The organism is Segatella cerevisiae, assembly GCF_024054555.1.
Lineage (GTDB): Bacteria > Bacteroidota > Bacteroidia > Bacteroidales > Bacteroidaceae > Prevotella > Prevotella cerevisiae.
The window spans coordinates 169,361-193,182 of record NZ_JAMXLY010000001.1; the positions used below are offsets into that span (position 1 = coordinate 169,361).

The 23,822-nt window shown below is 46.7% G+C and carries 15 protein-coding genes; 8 read left to right on the top strand and 7 right to left on the bottom strand.

Features of this window, described 5'->3' with window-relative positions; genetic code table 11:
* Positions 1–23 precede the first annotated feature (23 nt).
* The 4 genes from NG821_RS00630 to NG821_RS00645 form a co-directional block, all read right to left on the bottom strand.
* The gene (locus NG821_RS00630) at positions 24–2,966 is read right to left on the bottom strand and encodes a TIM-barrel domain-containing protein (RefSeq protein ID WP_394802044.1); all 2,943 of its coding nucleotides are present in this window, start codon (positions 2,964–2,966) and stop codon (positions 24–26) included.
* A gap of 128 nt (positions 2,967–3,094) precedes the next feature.
* Positions 3,095–4,108, bottom strand: coding sequence for a LacI family DNA-binding transcriptional regulator (locus tag NG821_RS00635; RefSeq protein ID WP_252759717.1), 1,014 nt, complete (start codon positions 4,106–4,108; stop codon positions 3,095–3,097).
* 319 nt (positions 4,109–4,427) lie between these two features.
* Positions 4,428–5,066: a response regulator transcription factor gene (locus NG821_RS00640; RefSeq protein ID WP_252759718.1), complete on the bottom strand. Its 639-nt coding sequence runs from the start codon at positions 5,064–5,066 to the stop codon at positions 4,428–4,430.
* A 103-nt stretch (positions 5,067–5,169) separates the two neighbouring features.
* A complete protein-coding gene (locus NG821_RS00645) occupies positions 5,170–7,713 on the bottom strand; it encodes a DUF5686 and carboxypeptidase-like regulatory domain-containing protein (RefSeq protein WP_252759719.1) in 2,544 nt (847 codons plus the stop codon).
* 175 nt (positions 7,714–7,888) lie between these two features.
* On the opposite strand from NG821_RS00645, the gene NG821_RS00650 reads away from it, so the two are divergent.
* Genes NG821_RS00650 through NG821_RS00665 form a run of 4 tightly spaced genes read left to right on the top strand, consistent with a single transcriptional unit; the run spans position 7,889 to position 10,711 of the window.
* A complete protein-coding gene (locus NG821_RS00650; protein ID WP_252759720.1) occupies positions 7,889–8,452 on the top strand; it encodes a phosphatidylglycerophosphatase A family protein in 564 nt (187 codons plus the stop codon).
* On the top strand, positions 8,440–8,985 hold the full coding sequence (locus NG821_RS00655) for a GtrA family protein (RefSeq protein ID WP_252759721.1): 546 nt from the start codon (positions 8,440–8,442) through the stop codon (positions 8,983–8,985). The genes NG821_RS00650 and NG821_RS00655 overlap by 13 nt, the downstream gene beginning before the upstream one ends.
* Before the next feature lie 32 nt (positions 8,986–9,017).
* Positions 9,018–9,818 (top strand): CDP-alcohol phosphatidyltransferase family protein, encoded by an 801-nt coding sequence (locus NG821_RS00660; protein ID WP_252759722.1) that lies wholly within the window; start codon positions 9,018–9,020, stop codon positions 9,816–9,818.
* A gap of 8 nt (positions 9,819–9,826) precedes the next feature.
* A complete protein-coding gene (locus tag NG821_RS00665; RefSeq protein WP_252759723.1) occupies positions 9,827–10,711 on the top strand; it encodes a phosphatase PAP2 family protein in 885 nt (294 codons plus the stop codon).
* Positions 10,712–10,981: 270 nt separating this feature from the next.
* On the opposite strand, the gene NG821_RS00670 is transcribed toward NG821_RS00665, so the two are convergent.
* The 3 genes from NG821_RS00670 to NG821_RS00680 all read right to left on the bottom strand — a co-directional run bounded on the left by NG821_RS00670 (position 10,982) and on the right by NG821_RS00680 (position 13,955).
* Positions 10,982–11,749 carry a GIN domain-containing protein gene (locus tag NG821_RS00670; RefSeq protein WP_252759724.1) on the bottom strand — a complete coding sequence of 256 codons (768 nt, stop codon included), beginning with the start codon at positions 11,747–11,749 and terminating at the stop codon, positions 10,982–10,984.
* Positions 11,750–11,757: 8 nt separating this feature from the next.
* Complete coding sequence (locus tag NG821_RS00675) at positions 11,758–12,516, bottom strand: GIN domain-containing protein (protein WP_252759725.1); 759 nt, start codon at positions 12,514–12,516, stop codon at positions 11,758–11,760.
* Between the two features lie 128 nt (positions 12,517–12,644).
* Positions 12,645–13,955, bottom strand: a complete 1,311-nt coding sequence (locus NG821_RS00680) for an inositol-3-phosphate synthase (RefSeq protein WP_252759726.1) — start codon at positions 13,953–13,955, stop codon at positions 12,645–12,647.
* A gap of 671 nt (positions 13,956–14,626) precedes the next feature.
* Here NG821_RS00680 and NG821_RS00685 point away from each other — a divergent pair.
* The 4 genes from NG821_RS00685 (at position 14,627) to NG821_RS00700 (ending at position 23,804) form a co-directional block, all read left to right on the top strand.
* Positions 14,627–18,925 (top strand): acyl-CoA dehydratase activase-related protein, encoded by a 4,299-nt coding sequence (locus NG821_RS00685; protein WP_252759727.1) that lies wholly within the window; start codon positions 14,627–14,629, stop codon positions 18,923–18,925.
* A 101-nt stretch (positions 18,926–19,026) separates the two neighbouring features.
* A complete protein-coding gene (locus tag NG821_RS00690) occupies positions 19,027–19,983 on the top strand; it encodes a serine O-acetyltransferase (RefSeq protein ID WP_252759728.1) in 957 nt (318 codons plus the stop codon).
* Positions 19,967–21,583: a THUMP domain-containing class I SAM-dependent RNA methyltransferase gene (locus NG821_RS00695; RefSeq protein WP_252759729.1), complete on the top strand. Its 1,617-nt coding sequence runs from the start codon at positions 19,967–19,969 to the stop codon at positions 21,581–21,583. The genes NG821_RS00690 and NG821_RS00695 overlap by 17 nt, the downstream gene beginning before the upstream one ends.
* Positions 21,570–23,804: a S9 family peptidase gene (locus NG821_RS00700; RefSeq protein WP_394802041.1), complete on the top strand. Its 2,235-nt coding sequence runs from the start codon at positions 21,570–21,572 to the stop codon at positions 23,802–23,804. Before NG821_RS00695 ends, NG821_RS00700 begins: the two co-directional genes overlap by 14 nt.
* Positions 23,805–23,822 lie beyond the last annotated feature (18 nt).

Here is a 23,822-nt window from a genome sequence, read left to right on the forward strand (position 1 = left end):
AACACATGTTGCAAAGCCCGAATTTACTGAAGCCTGACGCTCACTTCCTGCCCGTCGTAAGCGATCATAACTCCGTCTGAATGTTCCAGATCCAAAGGATGAGACTGACCGGGACGTACGAAGACAACATGGAAACGCCGCTTGCGCAACATCCCTTTAAAAGAGCCCTTACGCTTGCCGATCGTCAAAGTTTTATGCGCTTCACTGTAAGAAAGAGGGATCTCGGCATACTCCCCTTTCTCATAATTATAATTGACACCCTCATCCTCATAGAGCATGAATTTTCCATCAGTTCCCTGATAGACATACAAGTCTATCAATTCTGCCGGCGTCTCGTCACTCCACTCTACAGCAGGTCCGAAAGGAATGATCGCCCCCTCCGGAACAAAGACAGGGATACGGCTATAAGGGGCCGCAGCCACAATCGTCTGTCCTCCGGCATAATGCTTCCCAGACCATAGGTCATACCATCCCCGTTGTTTAGGCAGATACACACGACGGCAGCGTGCCAGGTAGCGTGTCACAGGACAAGCCATGAAAGCAGGACCGAACATCCACTGATCCTTGATGTCATACACTTTCGGATCCCCATTGAAATCCATCACCAATGCTCTCATCAAGGTATAGTCCCGGAAGTGGACAGCCCCGTCCAAACTGTACAAATAAGGCATCATCCGATAGCGGAAACGGTCTGTGGAAACAATTGCCTGATAGGCAGGATGATTATCTGGAGCAATGTTCCAGACTTCCCGTAAAGGCCATTGTCCGTGTGTACGATAGAGGGGGACAAAGCAACCCAATTCGTTCCATCTTGTCTGTAGTTCCCGCCATTCCTTGAGATCCTTGTTCTCGTTCCCAGTCCGGTCAAAAAGAGCCTGGGCAGCCATATACCTATTTTCCACGGAGAAGCCTCCTATATCCATGCCCCAGAAGGGCAGTCCGGACAAGGAATAGTTCAGTCCGGCCGTAATCTGAGCACTCATGTCTTCCCAACGGGTCCCAATATCTCCGCTCCAAGTTGCTGTACCATAACGTTGCAGACCGGCGAAGCCACTTCGGGTCAGAAGAAAGACCCGCTGATCCGGATTCGCCTGACGCTGCCCATTGTAAATGGCCTCTGCGTTCATGAGCGCATAGGCATTGAAATATTCCGTACTCGAACCCAAATAGGTAGGACCACACAGGGCTTTACGATACCACATCGGCGTGCAATCCCGAACATTCGGCTCTGAAGCATCCATCCACCAGGCATCGATTCCAAAATGGTATTTACTGTACAAACTGTCATTCAATTGATTCCAGAACATCTGCCGGGCTCCGGGAGCATAGGCATCATAGAAAGAGCCAGTATAGCCCAACCAGTCCTTGATGGAATCTTCTACAGCCTGATGATAGATCCAACCGTGTGAATCAAGTTCCTTGTAGTTCTTGACAGTGGTATAGAATTTCGGCCAAACAGAAATCATAAAACGCCCGTGCAACTGATGGATGCTGTCCAGCATGGCCTGGGGATTGGGATAACGGGCCGCCTCGAAAGTATGGTCGCCCCATGAATCGATCTTCCAGTAATTCCAGTCCTGCACGATATTGTCAACGGGGATATGCCGCTTGCGAAATTCCGCCATGGTTTGCTCAACTTCAAAACTGTTATGATAACGTTCCCGACTCTGCCAGAAGCCTAAAGTCCATTTTGGATAGACCGGTGCTTTTCCTGTAAGCGTACGATAACCGGATATGACATCATCCAGATTCTCACCTGCCACAAAACAGTAATCTATATCCCGGCTCATCTCACTCCAAATACTCAGTTTGCCCTGCTCGACATCACTCTCAGGTGTTGCAGCCCGCAGACCACAATAACTGACATCACCGTCAGGACTCCACTCTATGCGCACAGGTACCTTCAGGCCCTTCTTCAAATGGAAAATGAATTTCCAGGCATTTGGATTCCAAGCTGCACGCCAGCGCTCCGGGACAACCAATTTGCCTCCCAGATACATTTTGATATAACCGGCATAGTAAAGGATAAAATGATAATTATTATCAACAGGTGCCTGCAGGTAACCTTCATAGACGACCTTCGCCCCACTCAGGGAAAAACCTTGGGGAAAGTTCTGTATCCCGCCATGGTCAGTAGCATTCGCTATCTTCGATTGGGGCGGACAAGCATATTCAAAATAGAGGGAATCTTCCCGCCGGACCAAAGTCTTGCCCGCCTTATCCGTATAGACTCCCGTCAACGCTCCCGCCTTCCCGTTCCTGTCATACAAAGTGAATGCATGATTAAGTTGCTGATAAGGATTGGGATTTCCAAAGCGGCAATAGGAATAACTGTCCCATAAGATCCCATAATTGTGGTTGCTCACGACAAAAGGGACACTCACCTTGGTATTATACTGGAAAAGGTCTTCATTGAGTCCTTTCATATCCAGTTCTCCTGCCTGATGCTGTCCTAACCCATAGAAAGCCTCATCAGAAGGACTGTCAAAGAGAATCCGATAAGACCAGCCTTTTCGCTGCGCATCCGTAAGATGTCCCACGCCTATATCACGAGTCGGCACAACATAGGGTCGGATCATCTTGCCGCCATGAGCCGTCTCCTGAAGGTAAAGACGGTTATCAGGATGATAGAATGCGACACGGCCTGTCTTCAAGTTGACCCCTGCCTTTATCTTGGAAGTCCGGACAACGACAATATCCCCCTCTCTGGCAACCCGAAAATCAGGGCTGACGGTCTGAGGCACGATAATCAGACTCTGCTTGACAGAAAACGAGTCCTCTGCGGTAGCACGTACACGTATGATTTGGTCGCCTACCACCTGAAGACAAACCAATCGAGGTCCATCTTGTTCAGGAGATTGGAGACGGACAATAATTTGATTGCCGTTCTGCACGAAATCTGCTGCTGAAACTGCGGCAGCAAATAAAAGGAAAACGGCGGAGAGCATCCATTTAGTGATCTTCATGTTCATTAAGTAATAGTTACTTTGCAAAGATAGCTACAATTTTCCGAATATCATAGATCATAATGTTGCTAAAAAAGGAATGAGATGATGACATTTGCTGAACATGCTCTATATTGTTAAGTAGATATTTATTGTTTCTCAGAACTTTCACGGATTTTCAGGATCATCGGGACAACTTCCTGGCGCACACCCGACTCTCCAGCAATATTCTCAAGGAGGAGTTGGCAGGCTTTGCACCCCGTCTCATGTGCCTGATCCATAATTGCCGAAAGTTTCGGGGTTACAAAAGCGGCACTATCACCGTCAGTAAAACCGATAATCGCTACATCTTCAGGAATATGCAACTCACAACTCTTGATGGCATCGAAAGCGGCATAAGTGATGATATCGTTAAAGGCCAAGATGGCATCAGGCCGATGCTCACTCTTCAAGAGTTCAACCGTATGGCTGCGGGCAATATCAAAATCGATCTTGTCACAGATCACCAACGACCGGTCTATGGGTATTCTGTTTTCCCTTAAAGCCTGCAGATAACCGTGTTTACGGCGTCTGACCATGTTCAACGTGTTCGGACCGCCAATGAAAGCAATCCGTCTCGACCCTTTATCTATCAGATGCTGTGTGGCCTCCTGTGCGGCGACATCGCCATTGGCCACGACCGTCGAAAACTTGTCCTCCAAACAGGTTCGTCCGAAGAAGACCAAAGGTTCTCCCATCTTGTGAAGCATCTCATAATGGCTGTAATCTACCGTATCCTGTGCCAGACAGGCGATGATACCCTCCACGTGCATATCCAGGAAATTGTCTATAGCGCGGTCTTCACGCAGATGACTTTCGTGGGAGTTGGCGGAAATGACAGAATAACCTTTTTTGGAAGCATAGTCCTCGACCCCATCCAAGACAGCGGCGAAATAATGCGTCACAAGATTCGGTACAATCACGCCTATCACTTTGGGCGCCTCTTTCCGAAGGCTTTGGGCAAAAGGGTTCGGGCGGTAATTCATCTGTTTGGCAAGAGCCTTGACCCTCGCCGTCATTGCCTCGCCCACCTCATGACTGTCCCGCAATGCCCTGGAGACGGTAGCGATACTTACTCCAAGTTTGTCGGCCAAGTCTTTCAAAGATGTACGATGCTGCTTCATTGATCACATTTTTAATGGTATTGTTCCGTCAGCAATCCCGCAACTTATAATGAGGGATTTACGGAACCATATATTTTCCACAAAGATAGCAAAAGTATGGAAAAAGCGCTAACGTTTACGTAAGTTTTTGTCATTTTTTGAATACAAAGATCGTCTAAATATACTATATTTGCAGGAAAAGCATGTGAATGTGTAATGAAGATAATAAGTTAGTTGGAAACAAAAAGGCTTAAAATTGTCGGGAGACACTTTTAAGCCTTCATCATTCTTTAGGGTTGGTCTGGAAAAAGAACACAGACAAACGCTGCGCTTTTTCAAGTCAGATATAATACTCAGCTGAATCCACAAGTCCTGCACGGAGTGCATATCTCGTCGCTTCATGGATATTGTTGACACCCAACTTACGAAAGATATTCTTACGGTGGGTATTGATGGTATGGAAACTGGAGAAGCGTTTGGCAGCAATCTCTTTTGTCGTCATCCCCAAGGCAATATCTTTCAGGATCTCCGTTTCTGTCTTAGTCAATTTTACGGTTTCCTCATCGTTGTTTTCCGGTTTCAGCAGCATCTCCGTGACCATCTGGCAAATATACCGCCTGCCACGGATCGCAAAGCTTATCGCTTCCCGGATCTCAGACATGGGAGATTCCTTCAGAAGGATACTGAAATCATTATTGCTGGCAAGGATACGGCGGACGAAATCCAAACTCAGGTTTTCTGAGAAAAGCAACCAATGGACCTTTGGAAAACGGGAATTAAGGATCAGAAGTTCTTCGATGTCATTAATATCAAAAAGCGTATAGTCAAGGATGACCACAGCCTTCTCCTGAACTTTCAAAGCTTCCAGAAGTTCATCTTTATCTTCAGTATACTTGTACTCTGTGCCCGTTATACCATCAATGACATAAATCAATCCTGCACGAGTGATATCTTGTTTATCAGCGAGGTATATCTTCATTAGTATTACAATTTGTCGCAAATATAGTAATTTCTATTGAGAAATAAAAGTATTTTTGACAAAAAGTAAGTATTATGACATTGCTGATTGTCTTTTGACACCATCAGAAACTGGCATCGAAGCTAAACCGCACGCCCCATTTATGGACATTCTGATTGTTCAGGTAAGTCAACCGCCGTACAAATTCAACAGTAAAGAAGTTCAGGATATTGCGAACACCGAATGAAGCTTCCCAATACGGTTGGTGAGACATCACGTGAGAATTTTTCGGGAAGAGATAGATATCAGGATCTGCCTGATTTTGCTCTAAGAACGGGTTATTCTTTTCCGTAAGATGACCGATCATCCCTTTGATGGCAAAGTATTCCCGCCAATGGAGTTTCTTGATCAACGGAAGGCGGTTCAATATCTTTCCGTTCATGTCCCATGCAGCCGACCAGAAGAGTTGACGGTCATTGATGAATTCCCAGTCACGCATCATACTGAACGTGTTTTCAAGCATGAAATAACTCATGTTGTAAGGTGGCATCACCAGCATTGGGAACGGAACTTTCTTCCATTGTGCCTTAGCAGTGGCATGCGTGTCAATATTTCCCCAACTTCCCAGCCAGAAGCGATAATAGATACCGGCTTCCGTAATGGAACTGTTGAACTGTCCCCCAAGGAAATGCTTCAAGCCCAATGTCTGTGAAATATAGAAATCAGGCGAATCCAGATTGACGGGGAATCGCTGCTGCTTCGTATTGACAAAAGTAACCCCCGGATTGTAGTGCAGCGTCAGGTCTGCATCTGTCATCCGTATTTTGCGTGCTTCCGCATCTACTCCTGCGATGACCGATTGAGGAGACTTCGGCATATAGTAATAATGCAGGTTCCCGGCAGTCCGATTGCTCTCTGTCTGAATGCCGCCGCTGACACTAAATCCCCAGTCGGTCTCATAGATAGAACTCAGACGCTGGCGGTTATAGGCAAACATCTGATCTTCTGTGGAAGAACGGAGGGTCATAAAGATATTATCCTTATTGTGGACCAAGTTGCGGTCGGCATCAGACATGACATCAGAGGTCGTCTCAAACTCAATGTTCCGTTGCGGGAACTCAAAAGAAGAATGCTTCTTCTTATTGAAAGCATACGACACTTTGCCTCCATAATACCATTTTTCGCTCTTTGTGCCATAAGCGCCATAGCCGTCGAAAAACAGATGAGGGTTCAATGCAGCCGTCGTCCGTCCTGCAAAGCGCAGTCGAAGTCCGTCCACATAATTACTGGAGACATACGTGTTGAGAGGTCCAAGATCAAATTTGCTGGGCGTCTTCTTGGAGCCTGTCTCCAGATAATTCTCAGCAAATATTCTGGCACCCGTAATGATGTATTTCCATCCATGCGACTGGGTCATCCGCTCAATGAATGTGTTCATCGACGATTCGCCCTTGGTCAACTGTACCGACCGGTATTGCTTCCAGAAATCCTCGCCCTGGTTCATTTCGTTGACGTCGTGCTTGACGAGTGCCCTCCCCTTGAAGAGTTGGCTCGGCAGTTCATCAAAGGAATAATTGCTCAGTCTCGTATTCCTGACGACGAGCGCTTTGGACAGAAAGTCCGTAAGGCGCATCTCCGCGATCATATCATCCTTCGTCAGCACCCATTCCCCGTCACTCAAACGCGTATATTCCTGTTCGATCTTCATATCATCGACCCAGTCAATATCGGAATTATGAGGCATATAGAGATTGCACTTCTTGACATGCAGCGTACTGTCGGCCAATACCCATAATTCGCCTCGAAAACCGAAATCCTGGGAATTAGCCGGTATGAAATCCAAGTGAATACACTTGTCACGGTCTACATAGACTGTATCGTCTATATAAAAATGGTAGAATGAAATAGCCGTATTCCCGATAGGTGAAGGGAAAGGAAACTGAAGGAGCCGCACATGGTCTTCATAGATATCCACATCCGTGAAGATTTCCTTCAACATCGTATTCAGAATAGCACCGGTCTGCAAAAGTTTGCCGACACCCGTACTCTGTTGACCTTTGATGATGTCCTTTTCTTTTTGAGGGCTTTTCCGGTAGATGTGCTGGCTGACCGTTTCATCAACAGACAACGGCAGTACAAGTTTATTGTTATAAGGTGAAGTTTCCACCTGGTCTTGCAAATATTTCCGTCGCTTGAAGAATTTATTCTTCAGCGTCTCCGGTTTCAAGTCATTGATAGCCAAGGTGATCTTCTGATACTTGTCGTAGGTATAGTAATCGTGGTTCCTCAGATCCGTACGCTTCTTTGCAGCGATGACACGTCTCATCAGTTCTACAGCCGGATTGTCTTTCCTACGGTAGCGCCCCCTTTTCGACTTGACCACCACTTCGCCAATGCTGCGGCTGTCGTCTTTCAGAGTTACAGAAAGAGGATTGTTATCAGCCGTCACTTTCACGGTTTGAGATTTGTATCCCAAACAAGATATCGTGAGATTCCACCCTACGTGGCGATCTATCTGGAATTGACCATCGGAGTCACTGGACACAGCGATATGGTGTCCCTTATAAGAAACACTGGCGAAAGCGATGGCATTGCCAGACTCATCCAGAATTTTCCCGGTAACCTTCTGATCCTGTGCATGGACCTGAATAACAACCAACAGCAGCAAAAAAAAGATGCAAACTGATTTTTTTATAACACTCTCCACTACCTTAATAATAACCAATGAACCAATAATTACAGCACACAAAGATACGTATTATTTGAGAAATACATAAAACATTTTTCGTTATTTACGTTTTTTTATTAATTTTGCAAACCAGAAAAGAATAGTACCCTTATTCATGGGAGAAAAAGAAATAGACAAAGAAAAGAGCAGGCATTTACGACCCCTCAAGCCAGTCTCCACCTTACCCAAGATCATAGGTACAGGATTCGGGAGCGGCTATTTCCCGCTATGTCCGGGGACAGCAGGAGCAGTCCTGGCACTATTGATATGGATTCTTTTAGGGGAACTCATTCCTCTCCCTGCAAAAGAGTCCTTTCCTGTCGCACTGGAATGCTTTACGTTCGTCCTGATCATTGTATTTACGATAGCCGGGGTATGGGCAACGGCAAAGTTGATGCCATCTTGGGGGAATGACCCCAAGCGAGTCGTCGTAGACGAAATGGTGGGACAGTGGACAGCCTTGCTGGCGGCACCGGCTTTTATATACGAAAATCGGATATGGATGGCATTGGGTGCACTGATACTTTTCCGTTTCTTCGATATTTTCAAACCCCTCGGAATAAGAATTCTGGACCGGAAGGTAGGTGCTTTCTGGGTAATGGCAGATGATCTGCTTGCAGGAATCTATTCTATGATCATCTTAATTATAGTAGGTAATATTCCCGGATGGGTCATTTAAATCAAATCAGACACGAGATATGGTTGATCAGCAAGGCTGAAATGAGCGCCTCTGTTGCAAGTATCATCGACTTCGGTCTGTCTATCGGACTCACAGAGGCAGAATATCTGCCTTATATGTGGGCTAACCTCATTGGGGTCATCAGCGGGGGCATTACCAACTGCTGTATCAATTACCGTTATGTTTTCAAGAATACAAGAAGAAACAAAAGAAGCATTGCCCTGAGATATTTTATGATATGGAGTGGAAGTCTGTTTCTGAACGGTGGCGGTACAGATCTGGTCACTTACCTGATCGGAAAGGACTATTTCATCGTCGTCAAGTGCATCATCTCCATATTCGTAGCTTTACTATGGAACTATCCCGGACAGAGGAAATTCGTATTCTCTTACAAAGAACCGCATCCTCTCAAGGCTTCCGCCAATCCTGCATCTGTACCGGAAGAAGCGCAATCCCAGTCAGGGGCCATACAAGGGAAGTCCTATGAGAGGTTGGAATCGGCAGATCAGAAATCAACGGAGACGAGACAATGATTGGACAATAATAGAAATCTAAAATTAAAAATATGAATTACAGAGATTTCCTTCAAAAAATGATCTATAAGATCATTGATCCTCTGATTAACGGCATGTTCAGACTGGGTATCACCCCGAACATGGTCACCACAGTAGGATTCATCGGCAATCTGGTTGCAGCGGGGATATTCATACATGCGGCCTATATCATGGGAGCAGTCGTTGTGGATGCCAACACTGTAATAATTGGACTTCATGAGATCGGCTGGGGAGGCGGCGTCCTTATCTTCTCGAGCCTTTTCGACTTAATGGACGGGAGACTGGCAAGGAAAGGACATCTGTCAAGTACTTTCGGTGCGATGTGGGATTCCACGTTAGACAGGTACAGTGAACTGGTTTCTCTGTTCGGCATTTGCCTGGTTTTCCTCCGCTTCCAACCTGATCCTTCCGAATTTGAAGTTTCTTCTTCCATTGGACCTTCTGAAGGGTTTTGGTGGGGTGTCATCACCTTTGCCGCAATGGTCGGTTCAGTCATGGTCAGTTATGTCCGCGCCCGCGCTGAGGGTTTGGGCATAGAGTGCAAGGTAGGACTGTTGCAACGCCCCGAGCGTGTCGTCATCACTTCCATTACCGCTATTCTGACCGGTTGCACAGAGAGTCTTTGGTGGGTAGCAGGAGGAATGGCTCTGATTGCGCTCCTCGCCAACATTACGGCTTTCTGGAGAGTGGCCTACAGCCACAAGGCACTGAAAGAAAAGGAACTCCGGGAAGAGGGGCAAATGCCGGAGCCTGCAAACAAAGATACAGAGGACCGGAAATCAAAGAACAAAGACCATAGGAAAAAGTCATAACAACAAATATGCTTTCTATTTATCTCATTATTGTCTATATCGCACTGGTCATCTGGAAAAAGAGCAGAAAACTGGCTCTCTATTTTCTACCTTGGGCGATCTTCGGTGTGAGTTATGACATGATGCGACTCTGCCCGAATTACAAAGTGAGTCCCATTGACGTCGGACACCTTTATGATCTGGAGAAGTCCTTCTTCGGAATAGCTGCCAGTGGCATGGAAGAAATCCACAAAGCCGCAGAAGTTTGCAAAGGTTCTGCCGAAGCCATCTATGACAGTGGAGTCCTTATCCCGGGAGAATACTTTGCAATCCATCACACGGCATGTCTGGATTTTCTTTCCGGTTTATTCTATCTATGTTGGGTCCCCGTTCCTTTGGCTTTTGCCTTCTATCTGTTTTTCAGGAAACAGTACCAATGGTGTCTGAAATTCTCGTGGTCTTTTCTATTCGTCAATGTTTTAGGATTTATCATATATTATATCCACCCTGCTACCCCACCTTGGTATGTCATGAACTATGGTTTCCATGCCTTCCTCAACACGCCGGGAAATGTCGGTGGCCTGGGGCGTTGGGATACGCTGACCGGCCTCCCTCTGTTTCATCTGATCTACGGAGAGAATGCCAACGTATTTGCAGCTGTCCCCAGTCTGCATGCAGCATATATGCTCATTACGACCTATTATGCCATTCGCAGTCATAAACCGTGGTACACCGTAACACTGTTTGCGATCATCTGCATGGGTATATGGTTCACAGCAGTCTATGCCGGACACCACTATATCATCGATGTCATTCTGGGTATTCTGACAGCCATTGTGGGACTGCTCATTACAGAACTCGGCATTTACAGGATTCCCCCACTCAGGAGATTCCTGCAAAGCAGATCGAAATAGGAAGTATCAACATAAAAGAATCGATGAACTTTTCATGAATTATGCACTGGTGATCAGTGATAACAGAAAAGTTCATCGATTCTTCGTTTCAAGATAAGTGTCTTTCTCGCACCTTGAGAGACATCAGATCAATGGTAAAGGTCCATCCTTAGAGGGAAGGGAAAGTCACTGCACCTTTGCCAGAGACACCTTTTCTCCCTTGCACGTATAAGGCAATTGAGCGTCCCTTAACGTATGCCAACAAGATAGGGATCTCTACCGTATCCGAGTTTATTTGACATGGATAGATCCAAGTCCTGAACGGTCTTTCTTGAGATTCTTATAATTCCCTTTGACCGTGATGCTGCCCATACCGGAGGACAAGAGGTTGACGTCTCCGCCTTTCTGAATATCCAACAGGATATCACCCGTTCCGGACGTCTCTGCGCTGATAGAGGCCGCTACAATCTGTCTCAATGTAACATCACCGGTACCGGCAGTTTCAACTTTCAGTCGGTTAGCCGAGAGTTTTGTAGCTTCCACGTCACCTGTCCCAGAAATCTCAACATTAGCGTCACCTTGCAGTTTCACTTCCTTGAAATCGGCATCTCCGGTACCATTGATACTCACATGGAAACTCTTGGCTTGAATTCCATTCCGTGCAGTAAAATCTCCGGTACCGTCTATATCCACCCCATTCAGTTGTGGAGAGGTCACATAGACTACAACTCTTTTGCTCTTCCGCAAATTGAAAAATGAGACTTCGTGTTTCCGCTCGGAAATGACCAAAGTTCCATTAGAGACATTCAGTTTGACGAAGTCCACGGACTTTTTAATGCCGGAGACCTTCACAGCAGGAGTTTGACCGGTAGTGTACACCACATCCGCAGTACCCTGAATGCTGATTCTGTTGAAATCACCTAAGTTCAAACTCTTGGTTATCTGCTCATCGTCCGATGCTGTTCCGTTGTCATCAGATGTCGATGTCCTCGTTCCCTGGCAAGCTGTAACAGCCAATGCCAAAGGGATCAATAATAAAAGAAATTTTATATTCATCATTGCTCGTTTTATTTAGTTCTATTAATAATCAGATCACCAGACCCCGACTTATCCTGGGACAGATGATTGAAAGTCCCGTTGACCTTCAGGTCTCCACTGCCCGATAAATCGGCCTCAACTTCATCCCCTTTGAGGAAATCCAGTATGACATCACCGCTGCCTGAGAGAGATGCCAAAGTCTTGAGAGATTGGACATTCCGATAAATAGCATCCCCGCTGCCATCACATTCAGCAGAAAGGTATGAAGCGGTCAGATTGGACATCTTCAGGTCACCGCTTCCCGAGAGTTCGGATTTACAACTGTCACAGACTACTTTTCCGAACAGGATGTCTCCACTTCCTACAAGGTCGACATCCAGGTTGTCGGTATCAATATTTCCCTTCGAATAGAAATCGCCTGATCCAATAAGGCTCACACCCAACAAGTCGGGGGAAGACACATAAATCTTTACGCCCTCATTATAGGAAAAAAAGTCTATATTCAAACGATGGTCTTCTATTTCCGATAACTCCAGCGTACCGTCGTCAGACACATCCGCCTTGACGAGTGGCAAACTCTCTTTCGGTCCTACGACCTTGACAGACCAGGTGCTGTCCTGGGTGTAGATCACATCCATAGAACCGTCTACCTGAATACGATTGAACCCCTTGACAGACAGTTGCTTCGAGAACTGTTGGGATCTGCCGGCGTTCACTCGTACGCCCCGGCAGGAACAGAGTGCAATGATCACCACAGCCAGCGCCATTAAAAATACATTCTTTTTCATCTTTATCTTGTTAATTAACTTTCTACCTATTAGACGCTGCTTCCTGACCAAAAGTTGCAGAAAAGACCAACAAACAATTTTTTTGTGGTCTTTTCTCTAAATATTCTTCGTAAAATGCGGTAAAGCGGTCAATCTATTTCCTCATCAGGGTCATAACCTCCCATCTCACGAATGGCATTTTTCAGCATGACGTACTGGTCAAAGAGATTATTGACAGCATCTTCGCCCTTTGTAAAATCATGCATAGGACTCTTGAAGAAGAAACCCAGGAACCGCTGTATGCCATAACGGCCGTCACGTGCTGCAAGATCCATGAGCAATGTGAGGTCCAGAAGTAAAGGAGCAGCAAGAATGGAATCCCGGCACAGGAAGTTGATCTTTATCTGCATGGGATACCCCATCCAACCGAAGATATCAATATTGTCCCACCCTTCCTTATTGTCATTGCGTGGCGGATAATAATTGATGCGGACCTTATGATAGATATGCCCATAGAGGTCAGGCTGGTCATCCTTTTTCAGGATTGTCTCCAAGGTCGAAAGTTTGCTGACCTCCTTTGTCCTGAAATTAGCAGGTTCATCGAGGACCAGTCCGTCCCTGTTACCCAGGATATTCGTGGAGAACCAGCCATTCAGCCCAAGATTTCTGACCTTCAGGATAGGCGCAAAACCTGATTTCACCAACGTCTGCCCTGTCTTGAAGTCTTTGCCTGCGATAGGCATTTTCACTTTTTCGGCCAACTCCCACATTGCTGGTATGTCCACCGTCGTATTAGGAGCGCCCATAATGAAAGGAGCGCCCTCTGTCAGTGCAGCATAAGCATAGCACATGGAAGGAGCGACATGCTCGCGGTCATCTGCTTTCATTGCCTGTTCCAAACTTTCCAATGACCCATGCACGTCTTCGTCATAAGGCACATAGATCTCTGTAGAGGCTGCCCAGATCACCACGATCCTGGAACAGTTGTTTTTCTCCTTGAACGTCCGGATGTCAGCCTTCAAAGCCTCCACCATTTCCCAACGGCTCTTACAGTCTTTCACGTTGTCTCCGTCTATACGCTTGGCGTAGTTCTTGTCGAAAGCAGCTTTCATTGGCACGATTTTCTCCAATTCATCCCTGACCGGCTCAATGTCCTTTGCTTTCAACACTTCTGCGTAGACTGCTGCCTGATACGCATTTTGAGGATAGACGTCCCATGTTCCGAAGACGATATCGTCAAGACGGACCAAGGGAACGATGTCTCCATAGTGAAGATATTTCTTATCAGGGCCCTTACCAACACGTATTTTGTCATACTGGGTCATGGAACCTATCGGTTTGGCAAGTCCCTTTCGTACCATCAAGACTCCAGTCATAAAGGTTGTGGACACTGCCCCACAACCGACGACTAAAATACCTAATTTTCCTGTCACAGGTTTCAGATTAGTCACTTTTTTCATGTTTTTTCTTTTTATTAAGTCTATTAAATATTAAAAAATTGAACAAATGTAATTGAATTAATTCGATTCGAAAAACTTTTTAAGCTTTATTTGTATTTTGGCGAATTAATGAACAATTGACATCCCTTAAACGGCTATCAAATCCGTTTTCAATTCATTTCCCCTATTCCGGACAAGTCATTTGATCACCCCTCACCATAAAACCTATGAGAAACAAGAAGATGAAGTATTGAAAAGGAGAGGATCAAAGATCATGATCAGAACTCAAATTATCTACAAAAAGTCGATTGGAAATTTTGCATATATGACGAAATTGGTTAACTTTGCAGTTGACAGATTTCATGCTGCCGGAACTGATTTCTACAAGAGACCGGACAGAAGAGTTCACACTGAAATCCTTTCGTAAAAATATTCAAATGGTATTGTGCAAAAGGACTTTCTATCCTTCCTAAGGTAGATTTCTCAGGACTACCGCACAAGTTTCACCTGCATGTTTTGTCTTGTTTTTGATTTGAAACAGGAATGACTTGCTGAGAAAACTCTATGCCGTGTCAGAAGGTAAAAGGATAACGAAGGGAAATATATCGTTTGGCAATAACCGAATCTGTCTGAAGCAGAAAAGCTTTGAACTAGAATTTATTTTAAAAGACAATAGAATAAGGACAGGAAATATGAAGAATGACTTCTACAGAATAGGCCTTGATGTAGGTTCAACAACTGCAAAGATAGCTGTTTTAGACCAGAATGACAAACTCGTATATTCGCGTTATGAACGACATAACGCGCATGTGGGGGAATGTGTCCGGTCTTATTTCGTCGACTTGCAGAAAAAAATCGGCGATCAGCCTTTGAGACTTTGCGTGACCGGTTCTGTAGGAATGTCCACAGCAGAGCAATTGCAGATCCCTTTCGTTCAGGAAGTAGTAGCTGCAACTGTCTTTGCCAAACAGCGTTATCCTCAAGCCAAAGCCCTCATTGACATCGGTGGGGAAGACGCGAAAGTAGTCTTCTTCAACGGGAAAAATATGGAACTGCGCATGAACGGCAATTGCGCAGGCGGCACTGGCGCTTTCCTTGACCAGATGTCTGTCTTGATGGGCGTTGACAACAAGACCATGAGTGATCTGGGATTGAAGGCTACTCATATCTATCCGATGGCTGCCCGCTGCGGTGTGTTCGCCAAGACGGATATCCAGAACCTCATGAGCCGTGACCTGCCCAAAACTGATATTGCCGCAAGTATATTCCATTCCGTAGCCGTACAGACTGTCGTCACACTGTCACACGGGTGCTCTTTCAACTCCCCGATATTGCTTTGCGGCGGTCCTTTGTCTTTCTTGCCGGCACTGCAAAAAGCCTTTGCCGACTACCTCCATATGGATGTCCGAAAGGATTTCATCATTACGGAAAACGGACAACTCATACCGGCATTGGGGTGCGCCATCCGTTCCGGCAAAGCTGATACGAAAGAAGACGAGGGCAAGACGACAACGCTGGCCCAACTGATCCTGAGGATGGATACACATACCATGCCGAAATGGAAGAGTACGCTCCAACCTCTTTTCAAAAACGAGAAAGAGCATCAGGACTGGCTCGACTCCAAGAGACGCTATGCCATCCCTATAAGACCTTTATCCAAGGGCAAACAGAAAGTGGTGATCGGCATAGATTCAGGTTCTACGACAACTAAGATCGTTGCCGTCAAAGTCCCTTCCGATAAGGCAGCCGATTCCTCCAAGAATTTGGAAATCGTGTTCACAGACTACCGCCCCAACCTCGGAGACCCGATCAAAGCTGTAGCTGAAGGGCTGCAGAGCCTTCAGGAAAAGGCAGAGACTGCCGGAGCGGAACTCGAGATCATGGGCAGTTGCTCTACCGGATATGGCGAAGAACTGATCAAGACGGCATTCAACCTAGACAGCGGTATCATTGAAACGATGGCCCACTATCGCGCTGCTGCGCAAATGAGGCCTGACGTATCTTTCATCCTCGACATCGGCGGTCAGGACATGAAAGCCATATTCGTAGAAAAAGGCGCCGTTGTCAGAATGGAACTCAATGAGTCCTGTTCTTCAGGATGCGGCACATTTATCCAGACTTTCGCCAGCAGCCTCGGTTATTCTGTGCAAGACTTCGCACAACTGGCTTGCCAGGCAGATGCGCCCTGTGACCTCGGCACACGTTGTACGGTATTCATGAACTCGAAAGTCAAACAGGTCCTTCGGGAAGGCGCATCTATCGCAGACATCTCCGCCGGAATATCCTATTCTGTAGTGAAGAACTGTCTCTATAAAGTATTAAAACTCCACGGCAACGAAAAACCTGAAGGCGAGATCGTCGTCCAGGGAGGCACCATGAGGAATGATGCCGTCGTCCGGGCTTTCGAGTTGCTTACAGGCGCAAATGTTTCCCGCAGCAATATGCCTGAACTGATGGGAGCTTTCGGGTGTGCCCTGCATGCCCTTTCGGGAATCCGGAATGTACAGGAGACACAGGGTAGGGCCATAGCGGAACTGGTAGAAAGATCGTCTTACGAGACGCGTCAACTGCGTTGCCACGGCTGCGAGAATCAATGCTACGTGAGCATGTATACGTTCAAAGGCGGCAACAAATTCTATAGCGGCAATAAATGTGAACGTATTTTCAACAATCATGGCAAGAGCAAAGAGAAGGGAGAAAACATCTACATCTTCAAATATCATCAACTCTTTGACCGGCCTACAGAACCTGTACCTGAAACAACAGGCACAGCGCCTAGAAAGATAGGCATCCCCCGGATCCTCAACATGTATGAAGACTATCCTTTCTGGAATGCTTTGCTCAGAAACGCCGGATTCACCGTTGTGTTGTCGTCGCCTTCTACCTTCTACCATTATGAAGGAGCCCTGAATACCGTCATGGCAGACAACATCTGTTTTCCTGCAAAACTCGTCCATTCTCACATTGCGGAACTGGAGGGAAACAAAAGCCTTGAACGCATATTTATGCCTTATGTCGTCTATGAGCATAATGATGACAAACGGACGATCAATTCCTACAACTGCCCCATTGTCTCAGGCTACTCTGACGTCATCCGCGCAGCTATGGAGCCCCAAATACCTATAGACTCCCCGGTCATCAATTTTTCAGACATCAAACTCCTGGAGAGGGAGATCATTGCTTACCTCAAGACGCTGGGTGTCTCCAAGAGCAGAGCAAAGAGCGCTTTCACTGCAGCCTTGGCTGCTGAAAAAGAATATACGACTGCCCTCACTCAAGAGGTTAAAGACATTCTTGACCGAAGTCAGCAAGCCGGTCATCTGACTATCGTCCTTGCAGGCCGCCCTTACCATACAGACCCTCTCATCCAGCACAAACTATCGGAAATGGTCGCATCACTGGGTGTAGACGTGATCAGTGACGATATCGTCAGGGGCAATGACAAGATCAACAGTGGGGAGACCTATCTGGTGAAGCAATGGGCTTATATGAACCGCATCATCAAGAGCGGTCAATGGGCTGCCGAGCAGGGGGACCGTGTCCACTTCGTCCAAATGACTTCTTTCGGGTGTGGTCCGGATGCCTTCATCCAAGACGAGATACGCGATATTCTGAGAAGGCATGGCAAACCCTACACTCTGTTGAAGATCGATGATGTCAGCAACATCGGAAGTCTGAAGTTGCGTGTCAGATCTCTTGTGGAAAGTCTCCGCTTCCATGTGGAACGCCCCAACAATGAACCGTTTGTCACGACACGGGTTTTCAGAAAACCAGATGCCCGAAGAAAGATCCTCGCCCCTTACTTCACGGAATACCTCACCCCTATCCTCCGTCCTGTACTGAAACTCATGGGCTATGATGTAGAAGTACTGCCGATGTCCAATCAGGAGAGTGCTGACCTCGGGTTGAAATATGCCAATAATGAGATCTGTTATCCGGCTACGCTGATCGTGGGTGACATCATCAAGGCATTGAAAAGCGGAAAGTATGATTTGAGGAATACAGCAGTAGCCATGAGCCAGACCGGAGGGCAATGCAGGGCGACCAACTATGCCGGTCTCATCAAGCGGGCTATGATTGCCAATGGGTTCAAAGACGTGCCTCTCGTTACACTCGGTGTGACTGCACATGAAGACGGAGGGGAAGAAAACGAGCAAGAAGGATTCGAAATCCATTGGGCCAAATATGCCGCCATCATCGTCAACTGCCTGCTCTTCGGAGATGCGATCTCTGAAATGTACAACGCTACCATTGTCCGTGAAGACCAACCTGGTATTTCCATGAAACTAAGGGAGAAATACATGGCTTCGGCAGGAAAATACGTTGAGAGCAATGACCCTAAGGGAATTGTCAGACTGCTGGCAAAGGCCGCCGAAGAATTCGACAGTCATGCCGTTACCAAAGAGGTGCCGAAAGTGGGAATAGTCGGGGAAATCTTCCTGAAGTTCAATCCTTTCTCACATGAGTTTATCGAGAAACATATCATTTCCAAAGGTATCGAGGTTGTCCCCCCGCTGCTGACACCGTTCTTCCTACAGGAATTTGTCAACGTGGAAGTCAGAAAGCATCTCCGTCTGACGTGCTCCCGCACACCGGATTTTGTCATCAACGGCATCTACCAGGCACTGATCGGCAAGCATATCAACAAGTTTAATAAGGTCGCTTCCAAGTTCCGCTATTTCCGTCCGTTCAGCAATATCTATGATGATGCCAGACAAGTGAAAGGCATCGTCTCTTTGGCTGCCCAATTCGGAGAAGGATGGCTCCTGCCTGCAGACATCGTCAGTTATATCCGTGACGGCATCAAGAATGTCATCAGTCTCCAGCCTTTCGGGTGTATTGCCAATCAGGTGGTATCCAAGGGAATTGAGAAAAAACTGCACAAACTTTATCCTGATCTCAATTTGGTCTCTCTTGACTTCGATCCCGGAGTCAGTACAGTCAATGTCATCAACCGTTTGCTGCTTTTCCTGGATTCCATAGCTGTATGATGGATGAGTCGTAAAATACCCGTTACTTTTTTATAGTTTCCCTTGATGAGTTGTATTGATTTTTTTGTACCTTTGCAGGAAATTATTGATACACCACTTTAATGAGTAGAAACGATTGGACTCATAAACTAACGGATACGATAGAGGCCCTTTCCAAGCCCGAAGCCTTAAAAGGACTCTTTCATCAGCAGCGTACGGGGAATCCGCTGCCTTCAAGCAGAGCACTTGAGGAAATTATATCCTTGTCACGTTCAATCCTCTTTCCCGGTTATTACGGGAAATCACAAGTGAATTTCAGGACTATCAGATATCAGACGGGGGTAGATGTGGAAAGACTGCATCACCTGTTGTCTGAACAGATACTTGCCGGACTTTGCTTCATGCAGCCGGAAGAGGAGGATGACGAAAGATCATTTAGGAATCTTTCTGAAAAACACGAAAAGGCGGAAGAGATAACGATCGGTTTAATTTCCAAACTCCCGGAAATCAGAAAGGTTCTGGCTACAGACATCGTAGCAGCCTACAACGGAGACCCCGCAGCAGGCAGTTTTGAGGAAGTCATCTCCTGCTATCCTGTCATCAAGGCGTTGACCAATTACAGGATAGCCCATCAACTGGTATTGCTGCATGTGCCGCTTATCCCTCGCATGATGACGGAAATGGCACATTCCGAAACAGGAATAGATATCCATCCTGCCGCTACAATAGGAAATTATTTCACGATTGACCATGGAACAGGTGTTGTCATTGGCGCCACCTGTAAGATCGGCAATAATGTCAAACTCTATCAGGGTGTAACTTTGGGAGCCAAGAGTTTTCCCCTTGACGCCAAAGGAAATCCGATCAAAGGCATCCCCCGCCATCCGATTATTGAAGATGACGTCATCATCTATGCCAATGCGACGCTCCTCGGCAGGATCACCGTTGGCAAAGGGTGTGTCATCGGAGCCAACGTATGGGTTACCAAAGACATGGCTCCCCATACGAAGAAATACAGGAAAGACAAGAAAGAAAATCTCAATTTAGACTTAGAATTTAATAATGGAACAGGAATTTGAACTCATAGCCAAGACTTTTATGGGACTTGAACCGGTTTTGGCTCAGGAGCTCACAGGGCTGGGTGCCCACAATGTACAACAAGGTAGACGAATGGTATCTTTCACCGGTGACAAGGAGATGATGTACCGTGCTAATTTTCAGTTGCATACAGCCATTCGTATACTGAAGCCCATCAAGCACTTCAAGGCCCATTCCGCCGATGAAGTCTACGATGAAGTAAAGAAGATCCAGTGGGATCAATATCTGGATAACCACAAGACTTTCGCCATAGACTCTGTCGTCTATTCTGAGAATTTCCGCAATTCTCTCTTTGTCACTTACCGGGTCAAGGATGCGATCACTGACTGGTTCAGAGAGAAGACGGAATCACGCCCGAATATCAGTGTCAGCAATCCTGACATCCGGTTCAATATCCATATATCCGACGAGGATGCCACCCTGTCTCTGGACTCTAGTGGGGAAAGCCTGCATCGCCGCGGCTATCGCCAAGAGAGTGTGGAAGCCCCTATCAATGAGGTGCTGGCTGCAGGGATGATACTGATGACCGGATGGCGGGGAGACTGCGATTTCATTGACCCGATGTGTGGCTCCGGTACCTTCCTCATTGAAGCTGACCTTATCGCACATAATATGTCACCCGGAATTTTCCGTAAAGGCTATGCCTTCGAGAAATGGCCGGACTATGACCAGGACCTTTTCGACAAGATCTACAACGACGACAGCAAGGAAAAAGAATTCAACCACCATATCTACGGGTATGATATTGATATGAAAGCTGTCAATACAGCAAAGATCAATATCCGTGCCGCAGGCCTGAGCAAGGACATCACGGTAGAGCAAGCTGACTTCAAGGATTTCACGCACCCTGCCGAAAAGAGCATCATCGTCATGAACCCTCCTTATGGTGAGCGTATCTCCACGCCGAATCTGTTGGGGACCTACAAGATGATCGGAGAGCGACTCAAACATGCTTTTCAGGGCAATGACGCATGGATCGTCAGTTACCGCGAGGAGTGTTTCGAACAAATCGGTCTGAAACCTTCTCTCAAAATCCCTCTGTACAACGGAAGTTTGGAATGTGAATTCCGGAAGTACAGTATCTTTGAAGGAAGGATGAAGGAGTTCAGATCTGAAGGCGGTGTCGTCAAGACAGACCAGGAAAGAGAAGAAATGTCTGAAAGGCACTTCAAGGCTCACCGGGAATTCAAACAGGGCATCGACGTCACCCAGGAAGAGAATGAAGAAGGTGATATCCGTTCTTTCCAGTTCCGTTCCATCATTGACGAGAAAAAGCGCCAGGACGAGGAACGCAGGAAGTCTCGTGATCATGACGACCGGAGATTCGGCAGAGATAGCGAACACGGTGAGCGCAGATACGGTAGGGATGACAGAAGGGGCTTTGGAGACGATCATAAAGACACCAGGGAAAGTTATGGAGAGCGTCACTTCAAATCCAGGTTCAGTGACGACCATTACGGCGATCATAAAAGACCTTCACGCTTCGGGAGCAACCGACGTGACTCAGCAAGAGGCGATCAGGATGGTGAAAAGAAATTTAGAACACCACACAATTTCAAGAAAGAAGATGATAAAGAATAGTTTTTTTCTGTTCGTGTTTCTCATGACTGCATTGACTGCATCCGCACAAACAAATTCAGGTTCACTTAAGACCTTGACACTGGAAGACCTCAACTTCGGAGGCAACAACTATGCTCGCATGACTCCGAAGAACCGGTGGACCACATGGTGGGGCGACCAACTTGTCCGGCAGGACATGGAAGCCTGCTATTTGGTCAACCCGACTACGGGGAAAGAGAAAGTACTCTTTACTTTGGAAAATCTGAACCGCTGGATAGGCGCGTCCGATTCTAATAAGGTGCACTCCCTCTATTATGTCTCGTTCCCCTATGCCGATAAAAGTCTGGCACTGGTACAAACACCTAAGGAGCGGATCCTGGTCAACTTCAAGTCAGGTAAAGTATCATGGCGCCAGAATAGTTCAGGTGAAACTCATCAGGAATGGTGCCCGGCATCCAAAGCCGTTGCCTTTGTCAAGGATAATCAACTCTTTGTCGCTGATGCCAAAGGCAAGGTGAACCAGTTGACGACGGACGGCTCCCGAGATATTGTCTATGGTCAAAGCGTACATCGGGACGAGTTTGGCATATCCAAAGGTACATACTGGAGTCCTGACGGACAAAAACTGGCATTCTACAGAATGGACCAGAGCATGGTCACTGACTATCCTCTGGTGAATATCCCTGAACTGGACTGGACTCCCGAGAAGGGTCAAAGCAGGATGGCGACACTGGCTCCGGAGAAATACCCTATGGCAGGAGAAACTTCCCATAAGGTCACTGTAGGAGTCTATGACCTCAAGACCGGACACATCGTCTATCTGAAAGCCGGTGATCCGACAGACCGCTATTTCACAAATATCGCCTGGAATCCTGCAGGCACAGTCATCTATATATTCGAACTGAACCGTGACCAGAATGACTGCAGACTGGTGAGTTATAATGCCCAGACCGGAGATAAGATAGCCGAACTCTACAGAGAGACGGATGACAAATATGTAGAACCCCTCCACCCTGTCACGTTTCTGCCTTGGAATCCTGAGGAATTCCTCATCCAAAGCAGGAAAGACGGCTACAATCATTTCTACCTCTTCAATACACAAGGCAAACAACTCAAGCAGGTCACCTCAGGGAAATGGGAAGTGCTGAACTTTCTAGGTTTCAATACGAAAGAACACGCTATCATCATAGAATCCAACGAGTGCAATCCCATTCAGAAAAACATCTTCATGGTCAATATTGACAATGGCAAACGCACGTTGATGGATGCTGACGGCAAAGGATGGCATGACGGTTCTGCCAGTACGGGTGGAAAATATATCTACGACAACTACTCCACCCCTACTATCCCAAGAAAAATTGCCATTGTAGATACAGAGAACGGACACAAGACACCTTATTATACAGCAGCAGATCCCTGGAAGGGATATACAGTACCAACGTATGAATGTGGCACGATCAAAGCGGCAGACGGGGTGACAGATCTCTACTACCGTATGGTCAAACCGATCCATTTTGATCCGAAAAAGAAATATCCGACCATCATTTACGTCTATGGCGGACCTCACGCTCATAATGTTGACGCTAGGTGGCACTACTGTTCTAGAGGTTGGGAGACCTATATGGCAGAACACGGCTACCTGCTCTTCATCCTCGACAATCGGGGCAGTGAGAACAGAGGCAAAGCCTTCGAGCAAGTGACGTTCCGGCATCTGGGCCAAGAAGAGATGAAAGATCAGATGAAAGGCGTGGACTTTCTGAAGAGTCTGCCTTATGTAGACGCTGACAGATTAGGTGTCCACGGCTGGAGTTTCGGCGGATTCATGACCGTTTCACTGATGACCAATTATCCGGACGTCTTCAAAGTTGGAGTCGCCGGCGGTCCTGTGATCGACTGGAAATTCTATGAGGTCATGTATGGGGAACGCTATATGGATACGCCCCAGACCAACCCGGAAGGTTATAAACAAACAAGTTTGCTGTACAAAGCCAAAGACCTGAAAGGCAAACTGGAGATCATCATGGGGACGAATGACCCTGTAGTGCTGCCGCAGAACGAACTCTCATTCCTGAAAGCCTGTATTGCAGCCGGCACACAACCCGATTTCTTCGTCTATCCGGGAGAGCCTCATAATATGCGTGGGCACCAAAGCACACACCTGCACGAAAGAATCAGCCAGTACTTCTTCGATTACCTTCCCTCTGATCCGGAATATAGTCAGAAACCGACTGTAAAACCTTGAATGGCATACCCATAAAAC